The organism is Haloarchaeobius marinus, assembly GCF_051207415.1.
Classification (GTDB): Archaea; Halobacteriota; Halobacteria; order Halobacteriales; family Natrialbaceae; genus Haloarchaeobius.
Genome location: NZ_JBPKGD010000001.1, coordinates 1011073 through 1037243 on the forward strand (window position 1 = coordinate 1011073; position 26171 = coordinate 1037243).

Here is a 26171-nt window from a genome sequence, read left to right on the forward strand (position 1 = left end):
AGAGCTTCCCCGCCACTCGGTGCATCCACGCGTGCGAATGGTGACCACGAGCGGGACACCGAATCGAGCAACCCGTCGAGCGGAGCGAAACGGCGTTCTAACGGGTGCCAGCCTCTCTTTCGGGTTTTGGACCGCCACTATACTAGATCGCGACAACCCGCAGTCGGAGAACATGCAGCGGCCACCGAAACTTACCCGTTTTACCAGCGCGTCGTCGACACCGACGAGGACGATGACAGGACCATCTCTCTTGACCCTCGGTGACGTAGTTTCGAGACCGAGATGGAAACTGGAGTGACGAGACCGGACGGTCAGGTGGGTTCGAGGGAACCACGGAGCGGCCGGACGAGCAGCGTCTGGGCCGCGACGGTCGCCGTCTGTATGGTTCTGACGGTGTATCACCTCCTGATCCGTCCGTGGCACCGAACCTGGGGCGCCAGCGAGGACGAAGTGAGTCGACAGCTTCCGGGTGACGAGATGGTCCCGGAACCGGGTGACGAAACCACACGTGCGGTCACGGTCGAGGCGCCCAGCGAGGCGGTGTGGTCGTGGGTCGTCCAGCTCGGCCAGGGACGCGGCGGGTTCTACAGTTACACCTGGCTCGAAAACGCAGTCGGGGCGGACATCCACAACGTCGACCGCATCGTCCCGGAACTCCAGGACCTGGAAGAAGGTGATTCCATCCGGATGGTCCGGGAGGATTACTGGCTCCAGAGTCCGCTCACGTCGATGACGGTCGAATACGTCGACCGTGGCCGAACGCTCGTTCTCCAGGGCCACGACGGCGGAACGTGGACGTTTCACCTCGAACCGATGGACGAAGCGACTACGCGATTCATCGTACGCGGCCGGAAGCCCGAGACTCGAACGGCCATCGGATACGTCGCCCGGTATCTGGCGTACGAACTACCGCATTTCGTCATGGAACGAGGGATGATGCTCGGTATAAAAGACCGGGCCGAACGCGAACGTCGTCTCCAGAACGGACCTTGACGCGCTCGAAACGGTGCTGACGCTTTGTCGTTCGTCGTCCTGTCGAATCCGAACGTCGCGACGTACAGAATTAGCACCGAACCGGGCGCTCGCCCCCAGTACCGACCGAAAACGACGGCGAAATTTTATGTGCTGCCCCGGCACATGATAGTTTATGACACAGTCGGATGCCGGGGGTGGAGGGTATCACTAACTTCGGGTTCGTCATCGACAATCGCCGGTGTATCGGCTGTCACGCCTGCACGGTGGCGTGCAAGGCGGAACACGACGACCCGATCGGGGTGAACAAGACGTGGGTGAAGTACATCGAGAAGGGGGAGTTCCCGAACACGAGTCGGAACTTCTCCGTGATGCGGTGTAACCACTGCGACGACTCGCCGTGTACCGACGTCTGTCCGGTCACCGCCCTCTGGGAGCGCGAAGACGGCATCGTGGACTTCGACCCGGAGCGGTGTATCGGCTGTAAAGCCTGTATGCAGGGGTGTCCGTACGACGCGCTGTACATCGACCCGAACACGGAGACGGCGGCGAAGTGCAACTACTGCTCGCATCGCGTCGACACGGGGCGCGAACCCGCCTGCGTCACGGTCTGTCCGGAGGACGCCATCGTCGCCGGGGACATGGAGAACCCCGACACCGACATCTCGGGACTCATCTCGAACCAGGAAGTGCAGGCGCGCAAGCCCGAGAAGGGGACCGAGCCCAAGCTGTTCTACGTCGACGGTGACGAGGGGTCCATCACGCCTGGGTCGACCGGGCGCGAGGAGCACTACATGTGGTCCGACGCACCGAACCACGTCGAGACGCACGGTCCCGCACGCGAGGACTTCGACATCCACAAGGCGGCCCGGTCGCTCGCCGAGTCGGACGTGTCGCTGTCGACGAGCGAGGAAGAGTCCGATGCCCGCGCTGACGGCGGCTGCGGGTGTGGCGGCGGGTGCGCGTGTACCTCGACCGACGAGGACGTCGCTTCGGATGGAGGATACAGCAGTTCTGCGGACCCCGACGCGAGGTCGAACGCGGGGGACACCGGCACCACGCGCGCCCGGACGTCGAAGGCGTACGAACTACTCCACGAGGAAGCGCGTCGAGTCTACGACGTCGGCGAGAGCCACTACCAGTCGTGGGGGTGGGAGGTCTACGCCTACACGATGACCAAGTCGATAGCGGCGGGAGTCTTCCTGTTCCCGGCGCTGTTGATGGCGTTCGGACTCGTCGAGCCGGACACGACGATAGTCGGCGTCAGTTCGCTCGTCGGCGGCGTGTTCCTCGCGCTGACCGGCGTCCTGCTCATCCTGGACCTCGAACGACCGACGCGGTTCCACTGGGTGCTGTTGCGGCCAAACTGGAACTCCTGGCTGGTGAAAGGGGCGTACATCATCTCGGCGTACGGCGCCTTCCTCGGCCTGGCGGTCCTCGGATGGCTGCTGGGCGTCGAGGCCATCGTGAACCCTGTCGTCCTGCTGGTCGGGGCGGTGCTGGCCGCCGCAACCGGCGTCTATACCGCGTTCCTGTTCAGCCAGTCGAAGGGACGAGACCTCTGGCAGAGCCCTGCGATGCCACTGCACATGCTCACGCAGGCGTTCCTCGCCGGCGCTGCCACGACGGCCGTGCTCGGACTCGCCGGGTTCGGGTTCGAGGCATTCGTCGACCCGTCCCGGTGGGCCCTCCTCGGGTCGCTCGCACTCCACGCCGCACTCGTCGGGTCGGAGCTGTTCACGCCCCACCAGACCGAGGACGCCGAGGAGGCCGCCCACCGAATCGTCAGCGGCCGATTCAGGACCGCGTTCTGGGGCGGCGGCGTGCTCGTCGGGATGGCGATTCCGCTCGCCATGCTCGTCCTGTCCGGGAGTGCGGTGATGGTCGCTCTCGCGGGCGTCCTCGCCGTCGCCGGTCTGTTCGCCTTCGAGTACACCTGGATAACCGCACCACAGACCATCTCACTCGCATAATATGGGACACGAATTCGACCCGAGTTCGATCGAGACGCTCGCCCAGCGGCTGGGCATCATCTCGAATCGGACCGACGACACGAAGAAGCAACGACAGCGACGAAGAGCGGACGGCGTCGACCGAATCGCGCCGGAGGGCGAACTGCAGAGCTACCCCGACCCCTCACAGTGGGACGACTGGCGCGAGTACGGTTCCGACGGGGAACCGACGAACTACTCCGTCGTTCCGACGGCCTGCTTCAACTGCGAGGCCGGCTGCGGCCTGTTGACCTACATCGACAGGTCCACCGGTGAAATCCGGAAGATAGAGGGCAATCCCGAACACCCCGGGAGCCGTGGCCGGAACTGCGCGAAGGGGCCGGCGACGATAAACCAGATAACCGACCCCCAGCGAATCAGATACCCCCTGAAGCGCGACGGTCCCCGGGGGTCCGGGGAGTGGACGCGCGTCTCGTGGGACGAGGCACTCGACGACATCGCCTCGGAGATGCGCGAGACCATCGAGGACGGTCGGGAGAACGAGATCACCTACCACGTCGGGCGGCCTGGCCACGAGGAGTACATGGACCGGGTCATCGACGCCTGGGGCCTCGACGGCCACAACTCGCACACCAACATCTGTTCGGCGGGCGCCCGGGCGGGCTACGCCTTCTGGCACAAGTACGACCGGGCCAGCGCGGACTTCGCCAACGCGGAGTTCATCCTGCTCCTGTCGGCCCACCTCGAGTCGGGCCACTACTTCAACCCGCACGCCCAGCGCATCATGGAGGGCGTGATGGAAGGGGGCCAACTCGCCGTGATGGACCCGCGACTGTCCAACACTGCCGCGATGTCGAACTTCTGGTTACCGACCCAGCCCGGGAGCGAGGCTGCCGTCCTGCTGGCGATGGCCAACGTCATCCTCGACGAGGACCTCTACGACGAGGCCTTCGTACGCCGGTGGGTCAACTGGGAGCAGTTCCTCGACGAACGGTACCCCGACCGCCCTCGGACGTTCGAGAGCTACGTCGACGTGCTGACAGACGACCTCTACGCCGACTTCACGCCCCAGTACGCCGCCCAGGAGAGCGGCGTGGACGCCGCACAGATCGAGAAGGTCGCCCGGAAGATCGGTCTGGCGGGTGACCGCTTCGCCAGCTACATCTGGCGGTCCGCGGCGTCGGGTAACCGGGGCGGCTGGCAGGTCAGTCGGACGCTCCACTTCCTGTCGGTCCTCACGGGGGCGGTCGGGACCAAGGGGGGAACGTCCCCGAACGCGTGGCACAAGTTCGACCCCCACCTCCCGCGCGAACCGCCGCGGCAGAAGCTCTGGGACGAACTGCAACTCCCGCCGGAGTACCCGTTCGCCCACTACGAGATGAGCTTCCTGCTACCGTACTTCCTGAAGGAAGGACGCGGGGACATCTCGGTGTACTTCACGCGGGTATTCAACCCCGTCTACACCTATCCCGACGGCTTCTCCTGGATAGAGGCGCTGACCGACGAGGACGCGGTCGGGATGCACGTCGCCCTCACGCCCACGTGGAACGAGACGGCGTACTTCGCCGACTACGTGCTCCCGATGGGCCACAGTCCCGAACGCCACGACATCCAGAGCCAGGAGACCCACGCTGCGACGTGGGTCACCTACCGCCAACCCGTCCTCCGGGAGTACGCCGAACGCGAGGGCGAGGACGTAGAGCGGACCTACGAGGCCAACCCTGGCGAGGTGTGGGAGGAAGACGAGTTCTGGATGGACCTCTCGTGGCGCCTCGACGAGGACGGTGAACTCGGCATCCGCGAGTACTTCGAGAGCCCCTATCGTGACGGGGACGACGGCGACCCGGTCCAGATGACCGTCGACGAGTACTACCGGTACGTCTTCGAGAACGAGGAGAACCTCGTGGACGCCGCCGCGGAGGCGGGGATGGAACCGCTGGAGTACATGAAGCATCACGGCGCGTTCGAGGCCCAGACGAACCGCTACGAACTCCACGAGGACGAACTCGACCCCGCCGTCCTCGACGAGGACGACGTGTACGTCGACGAGTACGGCACCGTCCACCGGGTGCTGGACGGGGAGGCGGTCGAGACGGACGCCGTAGGCACCGACGACCAGGCAGACGTGGACGCCGCGTCGACCGCCGTGGGCGGCGTCGACTACGAGTACGACCAACTCGACCGGGAGACGGTCACCGAACACGACACCGAAGTCGTCGGGGTGCTGGTCGACGGCGAACCCAGACGCGGGTTCCCGACGCCGACGGGGAAACAGCAGTTCTACTCGAAGACGCTGGACGACTGGGGGTGGGAAGCCGACGAGTACGTCGTCCCGAACTACCTGAAGTCGCACGTCCACCCCGAGAACCTCGACTACGAGGACGGCGAGATGGTCCTGGTGCCGACGTTCCGCCTCCCCACGCAGATTCACTCCCGGTCGTCGAACTCGAAGTGGCTCGAAGAGATATCCCACAACAACCCGGTGTGGGTCCACACGAAGGACGCGACGCGCCTGGGCCTCGAGACGGGCGACCTGATCCGCATCGAGACCGACATCGGCTACTTCGTCAACGAGGTGTGGGTGACCGAGAGCATCAAGCCCGGAATCGTCGCCATGAGTCACCACATGGGCCAGTGGAAGGTCGACCGCGACAGCGACGGCGAGGCCGACGGCGACTTCGACGAGGGTGGCGACCCTTACGGGAAGGTCACCGTCTCCCTCGACAACGACAGTTCGAAGTGGGGGATGCGCCAGACGGCAGGCATCACTCCGTTCGAGTCCGACGACCCCGACTCCGAGCGCGTCTGGTGGACCGACGGCGGCGTCGCCCAGAACCTCACCCACGCCCCGCATCCGGACCCGATATCCGGGATGCACTGCTGGCACCAGACGGTGACCGTGAAGCAGGCCAGGGACGACGACCACTACGGCGACGTCTTCGTCGACACCGACCGGTCGATGGACATCTACCGCGAGTGGCTGGAAGACGCCAGACCCGCCCCGGGGCCGGACGGACTCCGGCGCCCGAAGTGGCTCAAGCGCCCCATCGCACCGGAGACCGACCCGGGCCGCGACGACGCGTGGTACATGGACGGCCCGGTCGGCCGACCCGAGCGGTGGGACCCCGACTCGGAGACGCGCTCGTCGACCGGCGGCGACGACGAGGACTGATGGCCGCCGAGTCCCCCGCCGACCGGGCGGCCGCCGTCAGGTCGGCCATCGCTGACGCCGACGTGGGACGTTCGGAGTGCTTCGTTCCGCTCTCGGAACTGGACGGGATTGGCGACGTAGCCGTAGTGGACGGCACCGCTCGGATCGAGGTGACGCTCCCGGTTCCGGCCGCTGCCGTGCGAGAACGCCTCGAGGGTGCCCTCGCCGACGCAGCACGGTCGGTGTCGGACGTCTCGCGGGTCGACGTCGAGTGGCGTTCCGACCCGGCCGAACCCGATGCGCGCGTCGATTTCCTCCCCGACGTCGAGCACGTCGTCGCCGTCGCCAGTGGCAAGGGCGGCGTTGGCAAGTCCACGGTCGCGGTGAACCTCGCCGTCTCGCTCGCTGACGCGGGGGCCAGCGTCGGCCTCCTCGACGCCGACATCTACGGCCCGAACGCGCCGGCGATGCTCGGGCACCGCGACGCCACACCGCGAACGGACCGCGAAGCTCGCATCCACCCGCCGGAAGCGCACGGCGTGACGGTGATGAGCATGGGCTACGTCGTCGGCGAGGACGACCCCGTCATCTGGCGCGGGGCGATGGTCGACGACGCCCTCCAGCAACTGTTCGGCGACGTGGCGTGGGGGAGCCTCGACTACCTCGTCGTGGACCTCCCGCCGGGGACGGGCGACGCACAGCTCTCTCTCGTCCAGCACCTGCCCGTCACCGGCGCGGTGGTGGTGACGACACCCCAGTCCGTCGCCGTCGACGACGCGCGCCGTGGACTCCGGCAGTTCGCGAAGTACGGCGTCCCCGTTCTCGGCGTCGTCGAGAACATGAGCCGATTCGAGTGCCCCGATTGCGGGGGCAGCCACGACCTCTTCGGTTCCGGCGGCGGCGAGGAACTCGCGGGCGAGTTCGAGATACCGTTGCTCGGACAGATTCCACTCGACCGGGCGGCCGGGACCATCGAGACGACCTCGGAAGAGACGGCACGCGGCGTAACCATCCCGCTCGTCGGACGCCTGCAGTTGCCACGGAGCAGTGCCGAGCGCGGTGGTACCTCGCTCCCGCCCGTCGCACTCCGCGACGACGGGGGCGAGTTGCGCGACGTCTTCCGAACTGTCGCGGGCCGGGTCGCGGCGCGTCTTCAGGCACTCGTCGTGTCAGGGGAGACGCGGTCTCCGTGACGTCCGCCGAGACGACGTCGTCGCGGTACGCACGCAGGTGGTCGAACTCACCGCTGACAGCGTACGCCGCCGGGGGGTACGACCGCGGGACACCGTCGCGGTTCCGACCACGTCGAAATCCGGGAACACTGACGACAGTGTGGGACGTCTTCACCGGTCGAGACCCCCGACGAGTCCACGTACTCGGCGTGCAATTCCATCTTGAAAGCGTTCTCTCCAGCATCTACACACGGCTCACGGCGCACATACACCGGAGGACCAACGGGACGTGCCGGGTAACCCCTACAACGCTGGCGTCCGTACCAGTACGGATGAGCGTCATCCTGGAGTTCACCGTCGACAGCGAGGACTTCCAGCTCGGGACCGTTCTCTCTGGGACTCCGAACATGTCCCTCGAAATCGAACGCATCGTCCCGACGGGTACCATGATAATGCCGTTCGTCTGGGCGACCGGCGAAGACCACGAGGCCTTCGAGGACAGCGTCCAGGCCCAGCCCGCCGTCAAGGAGTTTCTGGCGCTAGACAGGGTCGGCGACAGCGCCCTCTATCGGATCGAATGGCAAGACGGTTCGACCGACCTCATCGAGGCCATCGCGGAGGCCGATGCGGTCGTGCTCGAAGCCCGCAGGGACAGGAAGTGGACCTTCCGCCTGCGGTTCCCGGACCACGACAGACTCTCGCGCTTTCACAACTTCATCCTCGAGCACGACGTCCCGATTCACATCGACCGGACGTACACGCTGACCGAGACGACCGAGCGCGGCCACCGGTTCGACCTCTCGCAGGAACAGCGCGAGGCACTGGTCCTCGCCACCCGGCGGGGCTACTTCGCCACGCCGCGAGAGACGAGTCTCGCAGACCTGGCCGAGGAACTGGGCATCAGCGAACAGGCCGTCTCGAACCGGATCCGCCGCGGTAACGAGAAGATTCTCCGGTCAGTGTTGCTCTCGTCCGTGAGCGACCTCGAGTGACGCCATCTCCCTAAATAGGGGTTGAGTCTTCAACAACACCGCCAAAGTAGAGTGGGTGGGTACGTTCTGCCGTTGCCGAACCCATGAACGACAACGATACGCTGAATACGGTCCACGACACGCTCGCCTGCGCGTACCGTCGCCGGATTCTGGAGTATCTGGTAGCCGCCGAGGACGACGTCGTCGAGATCGAGGAACTGAAAGAGGGTCCCCTCGGCCACGACGAGTTCACCGAGGACCGAGGACGCGCCGCCGTCAAACTGCATCACGTCACACTACCGAAGTTGGCGACGCGGGGGTTCATCGAGTACGACCACAGGAGTCGGACGATTCGGTATCGGGAGTCTCCGGTGCTGGAACGAGAACTGCGCCGGAGTACCGACGCGCCGGGGGTCGCGTAAGTCGTATCCTGGTCGGGTCGGTGGCGGCGGTGGTTCGCACTACGGGAGTACGACGTATTTCGATACTATCGTCCCCTAACTGCAGATACTAACCCGCTGCAGTACGTGCTTCCCTTCCGTCTTTGACTTCACTGGATACTGTTTGTGGCAACTGGTAAATATCCAGGATGCACCCTGAAAGTAAGGCCCAGACCCGTACAGCCTCATTGTGGGCTATCCCGAATCGCCACCTCCTCACATGGCAACCTTCCCTTCTCTTCCCCGTGCTTGGAGTCTCTGTCGGTTCCGTGAATATCCGAACATCCACCGTGAAGCTCTTGCTTACGCGTTCTGCGCCTCTCGCGCACGGCTAACTTTCGGCCCGGGTGCCGTCCAGACTCAATTCAAGACCCAACGTCCGTACAGCGAACCACCCAGCGAATAGACCTGCACCAAGCAGTATTCCCAAAAAGTGACCCCCAGCAGCAACTCCCGCGCTGACCGGAATGAAACCAAAGAACTGGCTGACACCACGAAAGATCTGGATAACAGCCAAGAAACCCAGTACGCCCCTGACCACGGCTGTCTTGACCTTGTTTGGCCCTTCAATTGATAACACGAATGTAGCGCACCCGATGAATGTCCAGAGACCGTATGTTGTCCCGCTAATACCTATGCTCAGACCCCCGATTCCGATGAGTGCTGGAATAGCATTTGTGACAATTCCAGTGGGGTAGATGAAAGCGGCCGTGGGTTTTGAGCCAATCCGTCTTTCAACCACACTGCCAGCAATCACCAACGAGAGCAGGTTCTCTGTGACGTGGGCGTGGTAGGAATGGAATAGTGGTGAAAGGAAGAGGAAATTTCCCCCTGAGCTCAGCACCTCACGGGCCACCGCATAAGCAGCTGTATTATCGATACTTCCGGCTAACGTTAACTGGAGGGTATACACCATACCAACCAGAACCCCGAAGCCCAACGTCGCTTTGACTTCCCACAGTCGCTCAAAGAGCCATTCTCGTCCCTTGCTCATTTTTACACTCCTCAACAGGTACCCTGACAAACAAGTTTAAGCTTCCGCCGTCGTGACACGTCTAATCCACACGGAGAACGAGGTACCGGAAGCCGGGGTTCTTCGACACCTCCACGTCGTCGCGATAAGTGCAATCCGACCATTCCATCCGGTACTCTCCATCCAATTCGAGGGGGGAATCGACTCCCTCCTTTACCATCCAGTCACGAGTATCCGTCCACTCAAGCGTACCCTGCCGAATCTCCCCCTCGTGGACCCTGAAATCGTCATACAACGCCTTTCCGGCTGGTTCCGTCCAATAATTCGAGTCGTTCGTGAGCAGCACTACGTATCCGTACTTGCCTTGCTCCTCTACGATATTCTCGATGCGGCGAACGTCCCGGAAAAGTCGGTAGTGGGAACGGTCATGTGCTCCCTGCCGGGTCAACTCAAACGTCTCCCCGAAGACCCCATCTTCAACTGTCGCTCTGTCCGTCTTGTACTTCAACTCGATGGGGATGGTCACGCCTTCACGCCGAACCCCGATGTCGACGTGGATCCCGGGCTCGGGTTTCCATTCCAGCCGAACGTGTTCATCCCCGTACATCTGAGCCAGTTCAGCAGCGAGTGAGAGCTTCAGATGGTCCTCGGAATGATAGACCAAATCGAGCTGCTTCATTCCCCATTCTACGTCGACCATACTCGCCAACTGGAAGCAAACAGCTAAAAATAACCGACCGACGTCCTCCACCAGACCGACGTGTACCGGTCCCTGTACGGTCCCGACGCAACACTGGCCGCCGACACGTCTCGGCGGCGTGGCACTTTTCTCGTTGCCCGGTGAATTGTGAGACGCATGGTAGAACGTGAGACCTGGGCCACACGGGTCGGATTCATCCTCGCTGCGGTCGGCAGCGCAGTCGGCCTCGGGAACATCTGGCAGTTCCCGTTCAAGACGGCGACGAACGGCGGTGCGGCGTTCGTCGTAGTCTACCTCGTCGCCGCCCTGCTCATCGGACTCCCGACCATCCTCGGGGAGTTCGTCGTCGGACGGCGGGCGAACATCAACGCCGTCGAGGCCTTCGACCGGCTGGAACACCCCGCCTGGACCGTCGTCGGGGCCCTCGGTCTGTTCACCGGGCTGTGGATCCTCTCGTACTACAGCGTCGTCGGTGGCTGGGTCATCCGGTACGTCGTCGGGAGCGCGACGGGTGCGTACTTCGGTGACGTCGGTGAGTACTTCGGGTTAGTCTCCACCGGGTTGGATGCCATCCTGTTACACGGCCTCTTCATGGGGCTCACGGCGAGCATCGTCGCCTTCGGCGTCCAGGACGGCATCGAGAAGGCGACCAGGCTGATGGTCCCCTCCATCCTCATCATCCTCGTCGGCCTCGCAGTCTACGCGTTCATGCTCGAGGGGACCGGCGACGCGTACAGCTACTACCTCTCGCCGGACTTCGAGTTCCTGGCGGATAACCTCGGCTCCATCGTCCCCTTCGCGGTCGGCCAGGCGTTCTTCTCGCTGTCGCTGGGCATGGGGGCGATGATAACGTACGCGTCCTACCTCGGGGAGGACGATAGCCTCCCGGCCGACGGGGGGCTCATCGTCGTCCTGAACACTTTCGTCGGCCTGCTCGCCGGACTCGTCGTCCTGCCCCTGCTGTTCGTACACTTCGGGGAGGTCCCCGAGGACGCGGCGTCTGGCGGTGCGGGGGCGCTGTTCGTCTCCGTCGCGCAGACCTTCGCCGACCTCGGACTCGCCGGCCGCGTCATCGGCTTCGTGTTCTTCGGCGTCGTCCTAATCGCAGCCCTGTCCTCCGCCATCAGCCTGCTGGAGGTCGTCACGTCGTACGTCGTGGACAACTACCGGTACTCGCGCCCGACCATCGCGTTCGGCTTCGGCGGGGCGCTGTTCGTCCTCGGGTCGCTCTCGGCGTGGAACACGGCGTGGCTCACCTGGTTCGACACGCTGGCGTACCAGGTACTGCTCCCGACGTCGGTGCTACTCGGCGTCGTCTTCGTCGGCTGGGTGTACGGCCCGGAGGCCGTCGACGAGATACGCAAGGGGACCGGGGGCGGCGAGACGTTCGCGACGGCGTGGCTCTGGTCGGTGCGGACCTTCGTCCTGCTCGGCGTGTTCCTGACGCTGTACCTCGGTCTGACGAGTATCTATCCAGCACCCGAGATTCCGGTCCCCGGGCTCTCGTAGCGGGCCAGTCGGACGTACCCTGCCCCCTCGAACGCCGGGACCCGTATTCCTCGGCGCGCTGCTCGACGCAGCCTCACGCGACACGGAGAAACGTCTCTCACGTCCGTTCTCGGGTCGAATAATCGAATCGGCCAGAAGTCCCTGCGTCAGGCGGCGGTCGCCGTCACTGGATGTGCCCTTCCGCACGGAGCTGGTCCGCGTCCTGGCTGGTGTAGCGCCACTCGATGTTGGCTTTCTCGTCCTGCCAGTCCCACGGTTCGACGAGGACGACGTCGTCCACTTCGATCCAGGTGCGGTACTTCATCCGGCCCGGAATCCGTCCCAGACGCGTCTTCCCGTCCTGGCAGTGGACGCGAACGTGGTTTCCGCCGAGGTGCTCCGTAACTGTGGCAAAGAGTTCGTCGCCGTTAGGCATCCGAAGGTTTCGCCGCTCTTCTTGTTCACTCACACCGTCACTACGCAGGAGGGACGGTTAAATCCTCCGTGCCACTCCTGTACGATGGTACCTGTTGTCACGGTTCCCGGAACGTGGCCGGGGCGGTTACCCGGTCGGTCGTCCCGGCGACCGTACGACCGTCCTACGGGGCCGGGTCGGGCCCGGTCGGTGCGACGGCGAGCAGTCGGTCGGCGACGTGGACGACGCGCTCGCGGACGTCCGCCATCGGGACGCCAGCGTCCTCGGCCAGTGCGAGTGCGCCGCCCATGCCGACGCCCTCCTTGGCCTCGCCGGCGACGTACGCGTTCGTCGCGGGGTGGTCGACCCGGTCGAACCCGGGGTCGGTCGACCGGAGCGTCAGGTCGAGGTCCGACGCGAGTCCCGCGACGTCGGCCGTCTCGTCGTCGGTGACGAACGAGGTGGTCGCGAGCGTCAGCGGTGCGTCGACGTCCGCGTGCCGGGCCAGCGCGGCGGCGGCAGCGAGTTGCGTCCCGCCGGCGAGCACGACGTCGCTCCCGGACTCTGTCGCACCGACGACGAGGCCGGCCACCACGGCCAGCACCGGGTCGCCGACGCGTCGGACCGCCCGGACCGGGTCCCCGGCGGCGTCGCCGGGGTCGAGGTCGCTAGCCGCGAGCGCATCCGAGACGACGCGTCGCTTCGTGGCGAGTGGGTTCTCGGGGAGCGACGACGAGACCGACCGGCGTTCGCCCAGTGCGGTCAACACGCCGAGGGCCGTCGTCGTCCCTCCCGGGATGGTCTCGGCGACGGCGAGTTCCGCGTCGGGGAGGTCGCGGCCGAAGGACCGGGCGCGTTCGAACAGGTGCGCTGCGTTCGGGACGGGGTCGTCACGGCGCACGTCGCCGCCCGGGTCGTCGCCGAGTCGGACGGTCGGTGCACCGGTCTCCCGGGCGAGGCCGGCGTCGACGGCGGTCACGTCGAACGGTGCGAACGTCCGGACCGCCCTGGTCACGACGGCCGGCGTGGGACAACCGGTCGGACTGACGGGGACCACCGGTGCACGGACGGGTTCGCCGTACGCCAGTATCTCGAGGTCGGCACTCGGCGTGTGGACCAGGGCGTCGGGGTCGGCGCCCGCGGCGCTGATGCCATCGACGGTGGCGGTGTGGGTCGTCCCGGCGACGACGACCAGCCTCATCGGTCACCCCGTCGCGGGAGGGGACGACCGGCGGGCCGGGCATCGAGGCGAGAACGGTCGCCGTTCGGCTCGGACATCACTTCGTCGTATCTAGCACAAGCCTACTTTAACGAGTCGGTCCCGGGTGGCGACCAGCGGACCGGAGTCAGTCGTCCCGGCCGGGGTCGATACCGAGTTCCTCGTTCACGAGGTCGACGGCCTCACGGACGGCACCGACCGAGGAGAGGTAGCCCGCCCCGACGGACGCCTTGAGCGCCAGTGCTGCCCGTCCGGTGAACACGGTCGGACCGACCTGTGCCACGGCACCGTTCCCCACGGAGACCAGCCACCCCGGCGAGTTGAAGTCGAAGCGCTTCAGGCGCGGTTCGAAGTCGTCGACGTCGCCCTCGCGCAGGTGCGAGACGAGGCGTTCGACGTTGGCGGCGCCGACCTTGGCCGCCCGGATGGCCGCCTGGGAACTCGCCGGGACGGCCTCGCCGTCGTCGTCGACCATGCGTGCCGCGTCGCCGACGACGAACGTCGTGCGGTCGAGGCGGAGGTGACTCCGGACGACCGGACGCTCGCCGTCCAGCGCGTCGGGGCCACGGATGCCGCCGGTCCAGACCAGCTGGTCGTAGTCCAGGACCGACCCGTCCTCGAGGTGTATCTCGTCGTCGGTCGCCCGCGTCACCGTCGCGCCCGTCCGGACCTCGACGCCACGCGACGTCAACTGGTCGTGGACGGCGCGCTGGAACCGTTCGGGGAACGTGGGCGCGACGCTGTCGAACTGTTCGAGGAGCGTGACCGTGACGTCGTTCCGGAGTTCGACCTCGGACGCCGTGCCCCAGTCGTCGTCCACCGTCTCCGGCGGCTCCGTCTCCGCCAGGTCGTCTGCGTCGTCCGTCGGTCCGGCGTTCCCGGGCGACGACGGGTCGTCCGTGGCGTCGATGTCGATCCGTTGCGGTTCGTCCGTCTGGTCCCGTCCCCCGGCGGTCCCGGCGTCGTCCGGACTGCACCTGCCGCCCTTCGGTTCGGCCAGTTCCGCCAGTTCGCCGGCGACCTGCACGCCCGAGAGGCCGGCCCCGCCGACGACGACGCGGCCACCCGACTCCAGCACGCGGTCGAACTCGTCGCGGATGCGGTAGGCGTCCTCCAGGCGTTTCAACGGCGTCGAGTGTTCCTCGACGCCGGGGAGGTCGTAGTAGGCCGTCTCGGCCCCCAGGCACACGGCCGCCACGTCGTACGACAGGCGACCGTCGTCGGTGAAGTGGACCACCCGCTCCTCCCGGTCGACGTGGGTGACGCGGCCCTCGCGGACCGTCGCCTCGTCGACCAGTTCCGAGAGCGGGACGGTGATGGCGTCGGCGATGCTCGGACGACGGACGACGCGGTGAAGCTCGTGCTGGACGAGGTGGACGCCCGTGTCGTCGACGAGGACGAGGTCGACGTCGTCCGGCAGGGACCGTTCGAGTTGCTTCGTCAGGGTGACGCCGGCGTACCCGGCACCGAGGACCACGACTCGCATACCAGGGTGTAGGGCCCCCGTCTCCTTAGCAGACCGGGTCCCAGAGGGTCGATGTCGCAGGTCGGGCAGATGGGTCCGCCGCGACCACCGTCGCCGTCGCGTCCGGTTATCGTCGCCGCCGTCACTCCCGGTCCAGACAGTCCTCGAGGGGTTCCATCACCGAGTCGGCGATGGTGTAGGGGTCCGTCTCGCCGGCGAGCACCCGGTCGACGAACGCGTCGACGCCGCCATGGGCGTCGAGTTCCTGCTTCACGAGGCCGGCCGCGTCGTCCCGGAGCAGCGTCCGTATCTCCTCGGCGATGCGCTGGCGTCGACGTCGTTCCAGTTGGCCCGACGATTCGAGGTACGCGCGGTGGTCGGCGAACGTCTCGCCGAGTTCCGCGACCCCCTCGCCCTCGGTGGCGACCGTCTCGAGGATCGGCGGGGTCCACGGTTCGGTCTCTGCGTCCTCCTCGCCGGGCATCTCCACGTCCAGGTCCACGTCGTCGTGGTGGCCCGGGTCGACGGTCGTCGACCCCTTGCCGAGGTGGACCATCTCGGTGAGTTCCTGCACGGTGCGGTTCGCACCCGCCATGTCGGCCTTGTTGACGACGAAGACGTCCGCTATCTCGAGGATGCCGGCCTTGAGCATCTGGACGTTGTCGCCTGCACCGGGCGGGACGAGCACGCAGACGGTGTCTGCGGCCCGGACGACGTCTATCTCGTTCTGCCCGGCACCGACCGTCTCGATGAAGACGACGTCCTTGCCGAAGGCGTCCATCGCCTTCACGGCGTCCGCCGTGGCGGTCGACAGTCCCCCGAGGTTCCCACGGGCGGACATCGACCGGAAGAACACGTCCATGTCGCCGACGTTCGACGCCATGCGGATACGGTCGCCCAGCACCGCGCCGCCGGTGTACGGGGACGACGGATCGATGGCGACGACGCCGACCGTCTTGCCCTGGTTGCGGTAGTGCTCGGCGAGTTTGTCGACCAGCGTCGACTTGCCCGCACCCGGACTGCCCGTGATGCCGATGACCTCGGCGTCACCGGTGTGCTCGTACAGGCCCGAGACGAGGTCGCGGTAGCCCGGTTCGCGGTTCTCTATCTTGGTGATGACTCTGGCGAGTGCGCGGTGTTCGCCGGCCAGAAGGTCGTCGAGCAACGCCGACGTCTCGTCGCTCATCGGTCGGGCGCGTTCTGCCGGACGTACTCGACCGTCTCCTCCATCGGCGTGCCGGGGCCGAACACCTCGGCGACGCCGAGTTCCTTCAGTTCCGCCTTGTCGTCGTCCGGGATGACGCCGCCGACGAGGATGAGCGTGTCCTCGAACGCGCCGTACTCCTTCAGTCCGTCGACGATCTTCGGAACGAGGGTGTTGTGGGCACCGGAGAGGATGGAGATGCCGAGGACGTCAACGTCCTCCTGGACCGCGGCCTGGACGATGTCGTCGGGCGACTTGTGCAGTCCCGAGTAGATGACCTCGAAACCGGCGTCGCGGAACGCCCGCGCGATGACGTGTGCACCGCGGTCGTGTCCGTCCAGTCCGACCTTGGCCACGAGACATCGAATCGACCGCTGCGACTGGTCGGTACTCATACGTTCTCATTCCGGAGCGCCGCGTTTTACTTTAACGGAACGTCGGCCGCCGCTCGCGGCCGTTTATACAATTATAGCTGTAGTAATACAACGGGACTGGAATTGACCGAGGACCACGCGACGTACCGGAAGCGCAAGGCCGATACGTCGGCACTTCGAAGCCCGCACGATGGCGACTACAGGCGTTCACGGCGTGGTACGGGACAACGTGCTGACGACGACGGCCGTCCTGTCCGCGGTCGGCTACGCGCTCGTCCTCGGGACGTTCGCCGGACTCGTACCCATCTACCCGACGATCGACCACGCGACGGTCAACCTGCTCTCGGACGGCATCGCGGTCGTCAACTCCGTGGCGACGGTCAGCCTCGTCCTCGGCTGGTACTGGATTCGACAGGGCGAGGTCCGGAAACACCGCGCCGCGATGGTGACCGCGTTCACGCTCATCCTCGTCTTCCTGGCGATGTACCTGCTGAAGGTCGGCGGCGGCGGCGAGAAGGAGATAGTCGGCGCGGTCGGACTCGTCTACTACGCCTACATCGCGATGCTGGCGATTCACATCGTCCTCTCCGTCGTGTCGGTGCCCGTGGTGCTGTACGCCCTGGTGCTCGGTCTGACCCACACCCCCGCCGAACTGCGGGACACGCCACACAGACGGGTCGGCCGGGTCGCCGCCGGGGCGTGGATCCTCTCGCTCACGCTCGGCGTGGTCACCTACGTCATGCTGAACCACATCTACGACTACGAGTTCATGCTCGCCGGCCTGCTGGCCTGAGTCGGACTCGGCTCGACCCCGTCGGTCGTGCGCCGGTCACGCACGACCAGACCGTCCTTTATAAGTCACCGGCCGTCAGTACGGCTATGGACCCGATATCCCGCCGGGACGCGCTCCGACTCGCCGGCGTCGGCGTGACCGCCGGCCTCGCCGGGTGTCTCGACGCGTTCGAGGGTGCCACGGGCGACGACACGTCCGTGGGCGACGACGACGGCGGCGACGTCGACTGGCGGACGGCGACGCTGACCGACGTACTCACCGACGAGCAGTTCACCATCGCCGACTTCGACCGACCCGTGCTGGTCGAGACGTTCGCCATCTGGTGTTCGAACTGCAAACGCCAGCAGGACGAACTGAAGCGGTTCCACGACGCAGTGGGCGAAGACGTGGTCAGCGTGGCCCTGAACACCGACCCGAACGAAGACGCCGCGGCGGTGCGCGAACACGCCCGGTCGCACGGCTACGACTGGCGGTACGCCGTCTCTCCGCCCGCCGTCACGCGCTCGCTCGTCGACGAGTTCGGCGCGTCGATGACGAGTCCACCCATCGTCCCGATGGTCCTGTACTGTCCCGACGGGATGGCGACGCGACTGCAGAACGGTCACAAGCCAACCAGCTACCTCCGGGAGCGGACCGGCGAATGCTGAGCAGGTTCGTCGAGGTGTTCGTCCTCGGCGTGGCGACGCCGCTGACGGCCGCCTGTGCACTCCCGCTGTACCCGGGATTCCTCGCCTATCTCTCCTCGCAGGACGAGTCGAACGCCGTTCCGACGGGCGTCCTCGCCGCCCTGGTCACCGTCGGCGTCGTCGCGTTCATGGGGCTGGCAGGGCTGGTCGTCTCGTTCCTGTTGCAGGAGTCGCTGACGCTCGTCGTCGAGGTGGTCTCGCCCCTGGCGTTCGCCGTGCTCGCCATCGTCAGCGTCGCGCTCCTGTTCGACCTCGACCTCCTCCACCGACTCCCGACGCGGGAACCGCCGCAGTCGAGCCACCCCGTCGTCTCCGCGCTCGGTTACGGGTTCTTCTTCGGTGCCATCGTCCTCCCGTGCAACCCGGCGTTGCTGGCCGCGTTCTTCGCCCGCACGCCGGTGCTGTTCGACACGCCCGTCGCCGCCTTCGCCGGCTTCCTCGTCTTCGGGTTCGGGATGGGGACGCCACTGCTCGCGTTCGGACTCGTCTCGCAGTCCACCGGGGAACGCGCCACCAGGTGGCTCGCCCGGCGGAGCAGCGCCATCAACCGGCTGACCGGTGCGGTGATGCTGCTCGTCTCGGCGTACTACCTGCTCGTCGTCTTCGACGTCGCCGGCGTCGCCCACGTCGTCGAACCGCTGTTCGAGGCGGTGTTCGGGCCGCTCTCTGACCTCGCCGACGCCGTCTCGCCGTCGGCATGACTCGCCGACGGGAGTCCGTGCGACCGAGGGTCGACGGACGGCGGGACGTCACTCCAGGTCGAACCGGTCGAGCGTCATCACCTTCTCCCACGTGTCGACGAAGTCACGCACGAACGTCTCCTCCGCGTCGTCACTTCCGTAGACCTCCGCGATGGCTCGAAGCCGGGAGTGCGACCCGAAGACGAGGTCCACGCGGCTTCCTCTCCACTCGAGTTCGCCCGTCTCGCGGTCGCGCCCCTCGAACACGTCTGCGGCGTCCGAGGCCGGTTCCCACTCCGTACCCATGTCGAGCAGGTTCACGAAGAAGTCGTTGGTCAACGTCTCCGGCCGGTCGGTGAAGACGCCGAGGTCGGACGGCCCGTAGTTCGCGTCCAGCGCTCGCATGCCGCCGACCAGGACCGTCATCTCGGGCGCCGTCAGGTTCAGCAGTTCCGCCCTGTCCACCAGCGACTCCTCCGCCGGTCGGTCGTGGCCGTCCGCGACGTAGTTACGGAACCCGTCGGCGTCCGGTTCGAGCACCTCGAAGGACTCGACGTCGGTCTGTTCCTGCGAGGCGTCGGTCCGGCCCGGTTCGAACGGAACGTCCACGTCGTACCCGGCATCCTCGGCCGCCTGCTGGACGCCTGTCCAGCCGCCCAGAACGATCAGGTCGGCGAGCGAGACCCTCGTCCCGTCGGACCGCGAGCCGTTGAACGCCTCCCGGATCTCTTCGAGGGTGTCGAGCACCGTCTCCAGTCGCTCCGGTTCGTTCACCTCCCAGCCCTTCTGTGGTTCGAGGCGGATGCGGGCCCCGTTCGCTCCACCGCGCTTGTCGCTGTCGCGGTACGTCGACGCCGCCGCCCAGGCGGTCGTGACCAGCTGGGAGACGGACAGGTCCGACTCTCGAATCTCCGCCATGAGTTCGGCGACCTCCTCGTCCCCGACCAGTTCGTGCTCGACCTCGGGGAGGGGGTCCTGCCACAGCATCTCCTCGTCGGGGACCTCGGGACCGAGGAACCGGGAGGGCGGGCCCATGTCGCGGTGTATCAGCTTGTACCACGCCTTCGCGAACGCCTCCTGGAACTCGTCCGGGTTCTCCTGGAAGTGCTCCAGTATCTCCCGGTAGTCCGGGTCCCGCTTGAGCGCGATGTCCGTCGTCAGCATCATCGGGTCGACCATCGCGTCCGGGAGGTGGGCGTCCGGCGCGCTCTCGTACAGTTCCTCGTCCGTCGGCGACCACTGCCACGCACCGCCGGGACCCTTCTCGGGTTCCCACTCGTGGTCGAGCAGGTTGTCGACGTAGCCCATGTCCCACTGGACCGGCGCGTCGGTCCAGGGGCCCTCTATGCCACTGGTTATCGTGTCGGGACCCTTGCCGGAGCCGTGGTCGCTCTTCCAGCCGAGACCCTGCTCCTCGATGGGTGCCGCTTCGGGCTCCGGACCGAGGTGGTCACCGGAGTCGGCGCCGTGGACCTTCCCGAACGTGTGTCCGCCGGCGATGAGCGCGACCGTCTCCTCGTCGTTCATCGCCATCCTGCCGAACGACTCCCGAATGTTCTCCGCCGACGCGTCCGGGTCCGGCTGCCCGTCCGGCCCCTCCGGGTTCACGTAGATGAGGCCCATCACGGTGGCGCCGAGGGGCTCCTCGAGTTCCCCGTCGTCGCTGAACCGGTCGGAGGCTTCCATCTCGTTCTCGGGCCCCCACCAGACGGACTCGTCGGGTGCGAAGGCGTCCTCGCGCCCGCCGGCGAAGCCGAACGTCTCGAACCCCATCGACTCCATGGCGACGTTCCCGGCCAGGACCAGCAGGTCGGCCCACGAGAGGTTGCGGCCGTACTTCTGCTTGACCGGCCAGAGCAGTCGGCGCGCCTTGTCGAGGTTCGCGTTGTCGGGCCAGCTATTGAGGGGCGCGAAGCGCTGTCGGCCGCCGGCCGCGCCGCCGCGGCCGTCGCTCGTGCGGTACGTGCCGGCGCTGTGCCACGCCATCCGGATGAACAGCGGCCCGTAGTGACCGTAGTCGGCCGGCCACCAGTCCTGCGACGTCGTCATCACGTCTTCGACGTCCGCCTTCACGGCGTCGAGGTCGAGGCTCTCGAACGCCTCGGCGTAGTCGAACTCCTCGCCCATCGGGTCGACCTGGCGAGCGTTCTGGTCGAGTAGGCCCACGTTCAACTGGTTCGGCCACCAGTCGTGTTCGGACCCGTTCATCGTCGGATACCCTCCGACGTCACGTCGTTCGTGGGCGTGGCCGTCCCGTACGCGCCGTCGCCCCGGGCGTTCTGGGTGGCGGGAACCTGGTCCCCGGGGTTCGTCGTCAGCGTGTCGTGGTCGGACGCTACCGAGTCGACGTCGGCGTCGTCCGGTCCGTGTCTGGAGGTGTCTTCTGACATCTGGTGACTCCTTCGGATGGTAGAATGTTCGTTTCATAAACCCACCGGATAGGTTCCCGAATCTCCGGTTTCGATTCCACTTGCCCGACAATAATTTCGATTTCTACGGCGAATCTTTGGTACTGGGCCACATCCCCCGTCCTTCTAGGGCGGTCCGAGTTTCGAAATCTAGACCGACCCGGGTGGGAATCGCCTACCTTTTTGCTCCCGTCCCGAGTCACCGAGAGCAATGCCGACGGAGCGCCACCAGTCGCCCGACGCAGAGACGGTCGCACGTGTCGTCCGAGAGAGCCAGCGAGACGGCGCCGTCGTGACCTGCCTCGCGGCCTGCGAGGTCGAGTACGACGGCCGGAGCGGGGGCTACCTCGGTCCCGGCGACCGACTCGTCGTCTGCAAGCCGGACGGGACGCTGCTCGTCCACCGACCCAGCGGCCACAAGCCCGTGAACTGGATGCCCAGTGGGGCGACCATCAAGGTCGAGGTCGACGACGACTACGACGAGGACGGCGAGTCCGAGTCGCCCCTGCTCTACGCCCGGCGCTCGAACCCCAACGAGTACCTCCGGGTCTACCTCCACGAGCCGTACCAGCTGACGCGCTTCGACGCCGACGACCCCGTCGAGTACCAGGAGCGCGGGACGGAGGCCGAGATGCACGAGTACATCGAGCGCAACCCGGAGGACGCGCTCGGATCGGGCATCAGGATCGTCGAACACGAGCGCGAGACCAAGTACGGGTTCGTCGACTTCTTCGCCCGCGACGACGAGGGTCGACCCGTCGTCGTCGAGGTCAAGCGACGGCAGGCCACGCTGAACAACTTCGACCAGTTGAAGCGTTACGTCGGACTCTACCGGGAGTCGAACCCCGACGTCCGTGGGATGCTCGTCGCGCCGTCGGCCAGCGACCGGGTGAAGCGGGCGCTCCGGGACGACGGCATGGAGTTCGTCCGCCTGGCGGAGTTCGACGTCGAGACCCGCGAGGCCAGCGAGAAGACGCTCTCTGACTTCCTCTAGTCGGTCCTCGGTATCGCCCGCGTGCCGAAGGCGAAAAAGCCCAGCGCCAGCACGGAGAGCACGGCGAGCGACTCGACCGCGCCGAGTCCCAGGACGACGGTCCCCGACTCCGCCCCCGGCCAGATGGCCTGTCGGAGGCCCTGGGCGAAGTACGTCAGCGGCGAGAGCGCCACGATGGGGTGGAACCACTCGGGCAGCATCGACGGCGGGACGAACGTCTCCGAGAGGAACAGCAACGGGAGTCCGATGGCGTTCGCGGCGGTTATCGCGCCGTCCTGCGAGTCGGCGAACGCACCGAGCAGTGAGCCGACGCCACAGAAGCAGACGACGCCGACGGGCACGAACAGGAGCAGTAGCGGCGAGAAGACGACGTCAGCCCCGGTCAGGACGACCGTGAGTGCGAGCAGGACGAACCCCGCGATGGCGATGATGACGGTGTTGACCAGCGTGTGCGCCATCAGCCACTCCGCCCGCGAGAGTGGCGTCGTCGCCAGTTTCTCGAACCGGTGGCCCTCGCGGTGGCGGGCGACCTCGGACCCCATGCGCGACAGCGGCGTCTGGAGGACCACGACGGCCAGGTACCCCGGGACGTAGTACGCCGGGTCCTCGGCGAACAGGCCGCCACCTGCCGGGTTGGTCTGGACCAGTGCGCCGAAGATGCCCACCAGCAGGACGGGGAAGAAGAACGTGAAGAAGACAGCGACTCGGCGGCGCAGGAAGGAGTGCCACGCCGCGAAGAACTCGGACCGGACGCGCCTCGCCATCGTCATGTCCCACGCTCGGTCACCGGGACGCTAAGATGCACCGGTTTCGGGTCGGGGTCGGCCGTCGCTACTCGACGCGGTGGAGGCGCACCGACCGCGCCTCGTACTCCTCGACGAACGCGCCGGGACCGCCCACGGGGACCGTCTCGCCGTCGACGTCGAGGACGAGCGCGTTCTCGACCGCGAACGTACTGTTCACGGGTTCGACGAGCGTCTGTCGGACGTCGACGACGCTCCCGGTGAGGGTCCGGTAGTCGTCCGTGTCGTGGACCGGCCGGGCCTCGACCGTCGCGGCGACCTCGACGCCCTCGTTCCGGTAGCGCGTCGCCGCGAAGACGGCGTGTCGGAAGCTCTGGAAGTCCTGGGGGAGCGGCGTCGGGTCGGCGACGGCCGCCTCCTCGGCCGTCGGCCAGTAGTTCCCGAAGAACGAGCCGACGAGGATGGGCACGAGTTGCTCCTGGGCGATGGTCACCGCCTGCTTGCCGGTGTTCGACCGTGCCAGCAGTTCGTACGGCGCGAACAGGCCGAGTCGGGTGTCGACGGTGAACAGGACCGGGGCGCGCTCGCCCCACACCCGGACGACGCTGGCGACGGGCACGTCGCCGGACAGGTCGACGTCGCCGGCGTCCTCGCCGGTGAGGATGAGGAAGACCAGCACGTCGCGGTCGACGGTCTCGCGGAGTTCGTCGGCGACCTCGGGGAGCTGGCTCGCCGGAATCGAGAGGGTCACCTCGTCCTCCGCCGTGGCCAGGAACTGGCGGATGCGCTTGATGACCGTCGGACGGGCCTTGACGATCTCGAACTCGCGCTGTTCCTCGCTGACCCGGTTCCACCGGGCCGAGAGGTCTGGCCCGAGCGACCTGAGTTCGGCCGTGAGACGTTCGACGACGTCCTCGGGCGGGTTCGCCCGGATGAGCGTCGGGACGGCGTGGTCGTTGACCTCGACGAACCCCCGGGACTCGAGCTTTTCGCTCACGCTGTAGACGTATCGCTTCGAGACGCCGGCGTCCTGGGCGATGGTGCTCGCCTTCGCCTCGCCGTGGTCGAGGATGGCGAGGTAGGTGTCTATCTCCTTCTCGGAGAGACCGAGTCGCTCCAACCGGGCTACCAGTGTCGTGTCTTCCATTGTCTCTCGTTCCCCTGGTGCGTACCGGACCCACGTCCCTCCACCCCTTACCGCTTTCGAGAGGCCCGACCTCGACGCCGCGAGTCCAGGCTTCGTGTCCTCGACGACCGCGTCCCCGGACCGGGAGACGGTGCGACGGGGGAACTGGCCAGCACCGGGATTAAACTATGAACTAATATTACAACAAGTTTTATGACCGCCCCAGGCAACCTCGAAGCAATGCACCTGCGTGCCGCACTGAACGATTACAAACGCGACCGCGGCCGTCCGTCGTGCTTCCCCGGCGAGCGACGGACGACCGACGGCTTGTTCTCCGGGGCCGGTGGCCGACTCGTCTACGTCGGCCGCGACGGGCGACTGGAAGACTTCTCCGCACCATTCTCGGGCCTCGGCGGACTGGCACGCGCTCGCTTCGGCGTCCGCGTGGACGGCGAGACGCGATGGCTGGACGGGTTCGGGCAGCGCCGCCAGCGCTACGACGGCCACACGGCCCTCGTGGAGTCGACGTTCCGCGACGGTCCCGTGACCGTCGAGCGGACCGACCTGACGGTCGACGCCGGCCACGTGACGCACGTCGACGTCTCCGGACCGGCGGACGCGCTCGTCGTCTACTGCTCGTTCGAACCGGAGGGGGCGGAGACGCAGGTCGGGCACCTGGTCCACCGCGACCGCAGTGTCGTCGAGGCGTACCACCGGCGCGAACACGACTTCCTCGCGTCCGCGACCGGTTTCGAATCGGTCGAGGGACGTCGCCCGGAGGGCTTCGCGGAACTCCTGGCAGACGAGGCGGTCGACCTCCCGCGGCCGGTCGAGGACGACGCCTACGAGGCGGGCCGACTCGGCGGGAACGTCCTCGTCGTCGTCCCGCTGGAGGCAGGCGAGGCGACCGTCGCGACGCTCCTTGAGGCGGACCCGGTCAGTCGGGACGAGGCCGTCGAACGCGCCCGGTCCCTCGCGGCCGACCACGACCCGGCGCGCCTCGCCGGCGTCGCGAACGAACAGTTCACGCCCGCGCCGTCGGAGAGCGTCGCTGCCGACCTGCGCGTCCTGGGTCTGCTCGGGTCCCCGGACGGGCCACGCATCGCCGGACCGGACTTCGACCCCAACTACGCCTACTCCGGTGGCTACGGCTACACCTGGTTCCGGGACGACGCCGAGATCGCCCGGTACCTCCTCGACGCCGACGCCGAACTGGGCCTCGGACTCGACGACCGACACCGCCGGAGTGCCCGGTTCTACCGGGAGACGCAACTGGCCGACGGAAGCTGGCCCCACCGGGTCTGGCCCTCGGACGGGTCGCTCGCCCCGGGCTGGGCGAACGCCACCGTCGAGGGCGAGGGGCGCGAGTACCAGGCCGACCAGACGGCCAGCGTCGTCTCCTTCCTCGCAGAGTACCGCCGGCGGTGCGACCCGGACGATGCCGAGGCGGTCGAGGCCGCCATCGCCGACGGCGTCGACGCGCTCGACGACTGGCTCGACGACGACGGCCTGCCAGCCCCCTGCCAGAACGCCTGGGAGGACATGACCGGGCGCTTTACGCACACCGCCGCGACGTACCTGCACGCCTACGCCAGCGTCGCCCGGGCACCGGTCGGGTCGGTCGCGGACCACGCAGCCGGCCGCGCCCGGACCGTCTTCGACGCGCTCGACGCGCTCTGGAGCCACGACCGCGAGGCGTACGGCCTCCGCCTCGACGACGGCGAACTGGACGACCGACTCGACTCCAGCACGTTCGCGCTCGTCGAAGCCCATCGCGCCGCAGCGGCGGGCGGTCTCGTCACCGAGGAGCGACTCGACCGCCTCGTCAGCCACACCGGGTGCGCACTCGACGGACTCGCCCGGCAGACGGACGACGTCTACGGACTCGTCCGCTACGAGGGGGACGACTGGCGCACGCGCACGCAGACCGAGCCGAAGGTGTGGACCGTCGCGACGGCCTGGGGTGCCCACGCCGCCGCCGAACTCGCCCGACTGCTCGACGACCAGGGTCGCGACGGAGCGGACCGGTTCGAGGCCCGGGCGGCCGAGTTACTCGCCGAACTCCTCCCGGGCGGGAGCCTCTGTTCCGCCGGTCACTACCTGCCGGAACAGGTGTTCGACGACGGGACGCCCGACAGCGCGACGCCCCTCGGCTGGCCGCACGCGATTCGACTCGTCACGGTCGCTCGCGACGAATCGCAGTCGCTGACGGGTGCGACTGTGGTGTCGGAGGACGACTGACGCT

23 protein-coding genes are annotated in these 26171 nt (G+C 66.9%); 12 read left to right on the forward strand and 11 right to left on the reverse strand.

Features of this window, described 5'->3' with window-relative positions:
* The first annotated feature begins 315 nt into the window (after positions 1 to 315).
* The 6 genes from ACSC1W_RS05135 (at position 316) to ACSC1W_RS05160 (ending at position 8640) form a co-directional block, all read left to right on the forward strand.
* Positions 316 to 993: a hypothetical protein gene (locus ACSC1W_RS05135; protein WP_435345788.1), complete on the forward strand. Its 678-nt coding sequence runs from the start codon at positions 316 to 318 to the stop codon at positions 991 to 993.
* A 176-nt stretch (positions 994 to 1169) separates the two neighbouring features.
* Positions 1170 to 2945: an NrfD/PsrC family molybdoenzyme membrane anchor subunit gene (gene nrfD / locus ACSC1W_RS05140; protein ID WP_435345789.1), complete on the forward strand. Its 1776-nt coding sequence runs from the start codon at positions 1170 to 1172 to the stop codon at positions 2943 to 2945.
* Position 2946: 1 nt separating this feature from the next.
* The gene (locus tag ACSC1W_RS05145) at positions 2947 to 6096 is read left to right on the forward strand and encodes a molybdopterin-dependent oxidoreductase (RefSeq protein ID WP_435345790.1); all 3150 of its coding nucleotides are present in this window, start codon (positions 2947 to 2949) and stop codon (positions 6094 to 6096) included.
* Entirely contained in the window at positions 6096 to 7268 is a 1173-nt protein-coding gene (locus ACSC1W_RS05150) for an Mrp/NBP35 family ATP-binding protein (protein ID WP_435345791.1), read from the forward strand. Before ACSC1W_RS05145 ends, ACSC1W_RS05150 begins: the two co-directional genes overlap by 1 nt.
* Positions 7269 to 7579: 311 nt before the next feature.
* The gene (locus tag ACSC1W_RS05155; protein WP_435345792.1) at positions 7580 to 8239 is read left to right on the forward strand and encodes a helix-turn-helix domain-containing protein; all 660 of its coding nucleotides are present in this window, start codon (positions 7580 to 7582) and stop codon (positions 8237 to 8239) included.
* A gap of 83 nt (positions 8240 to 8322) precedes the next feature.
* Positions 8323 to 8640 (forward strand): DUF7344 domain-containing protein, encoded by a 318-nt coding sequence (locus ACSC1W_RS05160; RefSeq protein WP_435345793.1) that lies wholly within the window; start codon positions 8323 to 8325, stop codon positions 8638 to 8640.
* A 349-nt stretch (positions 8641 to 8989) separates the two neighbouring features.
* Here ACSC1W_RS05160 and ACSC1W_RS05165 read toward each other — a convergent pair whose 3' ends face one another.
* On the reverse strand, positions 8990 to 9652 hold the full coding sequence (locus ACSC1W_RS05165; RefSeq protein ID WP_435345794.1) for a rhomboid family intramembrane serine protease: 663 nt from the start codon (positions 9650 to 9652) through the stop codon (positions 8990 to 8992).
* Positions 9653 to 9713: 61 nt separating this feature from the next.
* Positions 9714 to 10331: a hypothetical protein gene (locus ACSC1W_RS05170; RefSeq protein ID WP_435345795.1), complete on the reverse strand. Its 618-nt coding sequence runs from the start codon at positions 10329 to 10331 to the stop codon at positions 9714 to 9716.
* A 156-nt stretch (positions 10332 to 10487) separates the two neighbouring features.
* Between ACSC1W_RS05170 and ACSC1W_RS05175 the strand changes: the two genes are divergently transcribed.
* Positions 10488 to 11840 (forward strand): sodium-dependent transporter, encoded by a 1353-nt coding sequence (locus tag ACSC1W_RS05175; RefSeq protein WP_435345796.1) that lies wholly within the window; start codon positions 10488 to 10490, stop codon positions 11838 to 11840.
* Positions 11841 to 12003: 163 nt separating this feature from the next.
* Here ACSC1W_RS05175 and ACSC1W_RS05180 read toward each other — a convergent pair whose 3' ends face one another.
* The 5 genes from ACSC1W_RS05180 to ACSC1W_RS05200 all read right to left on the reverse strand — a co-directional run bounded on the left by ACSC1W_RS05180 (position 12004) and on the right by ACSC1W_RS05200 (position 16517).
* Positions 12004 to 12288: a translation initiation factor eIF-1A gene (locus ACSC1W_RS05180; protein ID WP_435345797.1), complete on the reverse strand. Its 285-nt coding sequence runs from the start codon at positions 12286 to 12288 to the stop codon at positions 12004 to 12006.
* Between the two features lie 130 nt (positions 12289 to 12418).
* Entirely contained in the window at positions 12419 to 13435 is a 1017-nt protein-coding gene (locus ACSC1W_RS05185) for a nicotinate-nucleotide--dimethylbenzimidazole phosphoribosyltransferase (protein ID WP_435345798.1), read from the reverse strand.
* 145 nt (positions 13436 to 13580) lie between these two features.
* Positions 13581 to 14939, reverse strand: a complete 1359-nt coding sequence (locus ACSC1W_RS05190; RefSeq protein ID WP_435345799.1) for an NAD(P)/FAD-dependent oxidoreductase — start codon at positions 14937 to 14939, stop codon at positions 13581 to 13583.
* A gap of 121 nt (positions 14940 to 15060) precedes the next feature.
* Positions 15061 to 16104: a methylmalonyl Co-A mutase-associated GTPase MeaB gene (gene meaB / locus ACSC1W_RS05195; RefSeq protein WP_435345800.1), complete on the reverse strand. Its 1044-nt coding sequence runs from the start codon at positions 16102 to 16104 to the stop codon at positions 15061 to 15063.
* Entirely contained in the window at positions 16101 to 16517 is a 417-nt protein-coding gene (locus ACSC1W_RS05200) for a cobalamin B12-binding domain-containing protein (protein WP_435345801.1), read from the reverse strand. The genes meaB and ACSC1W_RS05200 overlap by 4 nt, the downstream gene beginning before the upstream one ends.
* Before the next feature lie 169 nt (positions 16518 to 16686).
* Here ACSC1W_RS05200 and ACSC1W_RS05205 point away from each other — a divergent pair, with 169 nt between their 5' ends.
* The 3 genes from ACSC1W_RS05205 (at position 16687) to ACSC1W_RS05215 (ending at position 18676) form a co-directional block, all read left to right on the forward strand.
* Positions 16687 to 17289: a DUF420 domain-containing protein gene (locus tag ACSC1W_RS05205; RefSeq protein ID WP_435345802.1), complete on the forward strand. Its 603-nt coding sequence runs from the start codon at positions 16687 to 16689 to the stop codon at positions 17287 to 17289.
* Positions 17290 to 17375: 86 nt separating this feature from the next.
* Positions 17376 to 17936 carry a TlpA family protein disulfide reductase gene (locus ACSC1W_RS05210; RefSeq protein ID WP_435345803.1) on the forward strand — a complete coding sequence of 187 codons (561 nt, stop codon included), beginning with the start codon at positions 17376 to 17378 and terminating at the stop codon, positions 17934 to 17936.
* The gene (locus tag ACSC1W_RS05215; protein ID WP_435345804.1) at positions 17930 to 18676 is read left to right on the forward strand and encodes a cytochrome c biogenesis CcdA family protein; all 747 of its coding nucleotides are present in this window, start codon (positions 17930 to 17932) and stop codon (positions 18674 to 18676) included. The genes ACSC1W_RS05210 and ACSC1W_RS05215 overlap by 7 nt, the downstream gene beginning before the upstream one ends.
* A gap of 48 nt (positions 18677 to 18724) precedes the next feature.
* On the opposite strand, the gene katG is transcribed toward ACSC1W_RS05215, so the two are convergent.
* Both katG and ACSC1W_RS05225 read right to left on the reverse strand, forming a co-directional pair.
* On the reverse strand, positions 18725 to 20863 hold the full coding sequence (gene katG, locus ACSC1W_RS05220) for a catalase/peroxidase HPI (protein ID WP_435345805.1): 2139 nt from the start codon (positions 20861 to 20863) through the stop codon (positions 18725 to 18727).
* Positions 20860 to 21045, reverse strand: coding sequence for a hypothetical protein (locus tag ACSC1W_RS05225; RefSeq protein WP_435345806.1), 186 nt, complete (start codon positions 21043 to 21045; stop codon positions 20860 to 20862). Before ACSC1W_RS05225 ends, katG begins: the two co-directional genes overlap by 4 nt.
* A 229-nt stretch (positions 21046 to 21274) precedes the next feature.
* Between ACSC1W_RS05225 and nucS the strand changes: the two genes are divergently transcribed.
* Positions 21275 to 22057, forward strand: a complete 783-nt coding sequence (nucS, locus tag ACSC1W_RS05230; RefSeq protein ID WP_435345807.1) for an endonuclease NucS — start codon at positions 21275 to 21277, stop codon at positions 22055 to 22057.
* On the opposite strand, the gene ACSC1W_RS05235 is transcribed toward nucS, so the two are convergent.
* Together ACSC1W_RS05235 and ACSC1W_RS05240 are read right to left on the reverse strand one after the other, a co-directional pair.
* Positions 22054 to 22827 carry an ABC transporter permease gene (locus tag ACSC1W_RS05235; RefSeq protein ID WP_435345808.1) on the reverse strand — a complete coding sequence of 258 codons (774 nt, stop codon included), beginning with the start codon at positions 22825 to 22827 and terminating at the stop codon, positions 22054 to 22056. The genes nucS and ACSC1W_RS05235 overlap by 4 nt on opposite strands.
* A 61-nt stretch (positions 22828 to 22888) precedes the next feature.
* Positions 22889 to 23947, reverse strand: a complete 1059-nt coding sequence (locus ACSC1W_RS05240) for a TrmB family transcriptional regulator (protein ID WP_435345809.1) — start codon at positions 23945 to 23947, stop codon at positions 22889 to 22891.
* A gap of 219 nt (positions 23948 to 24166) precedes the next feature.
* Here ACSC1W_RS05240 and ACSC1W_RS05245 point away from each other — a divergent pair, with 219 nt between their 5' ends.
* Positions 24167 to 26167 (forward strand): DUF7997 domain-containing protein, encoded by a 2001-nt coding sequence (locus tag ACSC1W_RS05245; RefSeq protein WP_435345810.1) that lies wholly within the window; start codon positions 24167 to 24169, stop codon positions 26165 to 26167.
* The last annotated feature ends 4 nt before the right edge of the window (positions 26168 to 26171 follow it).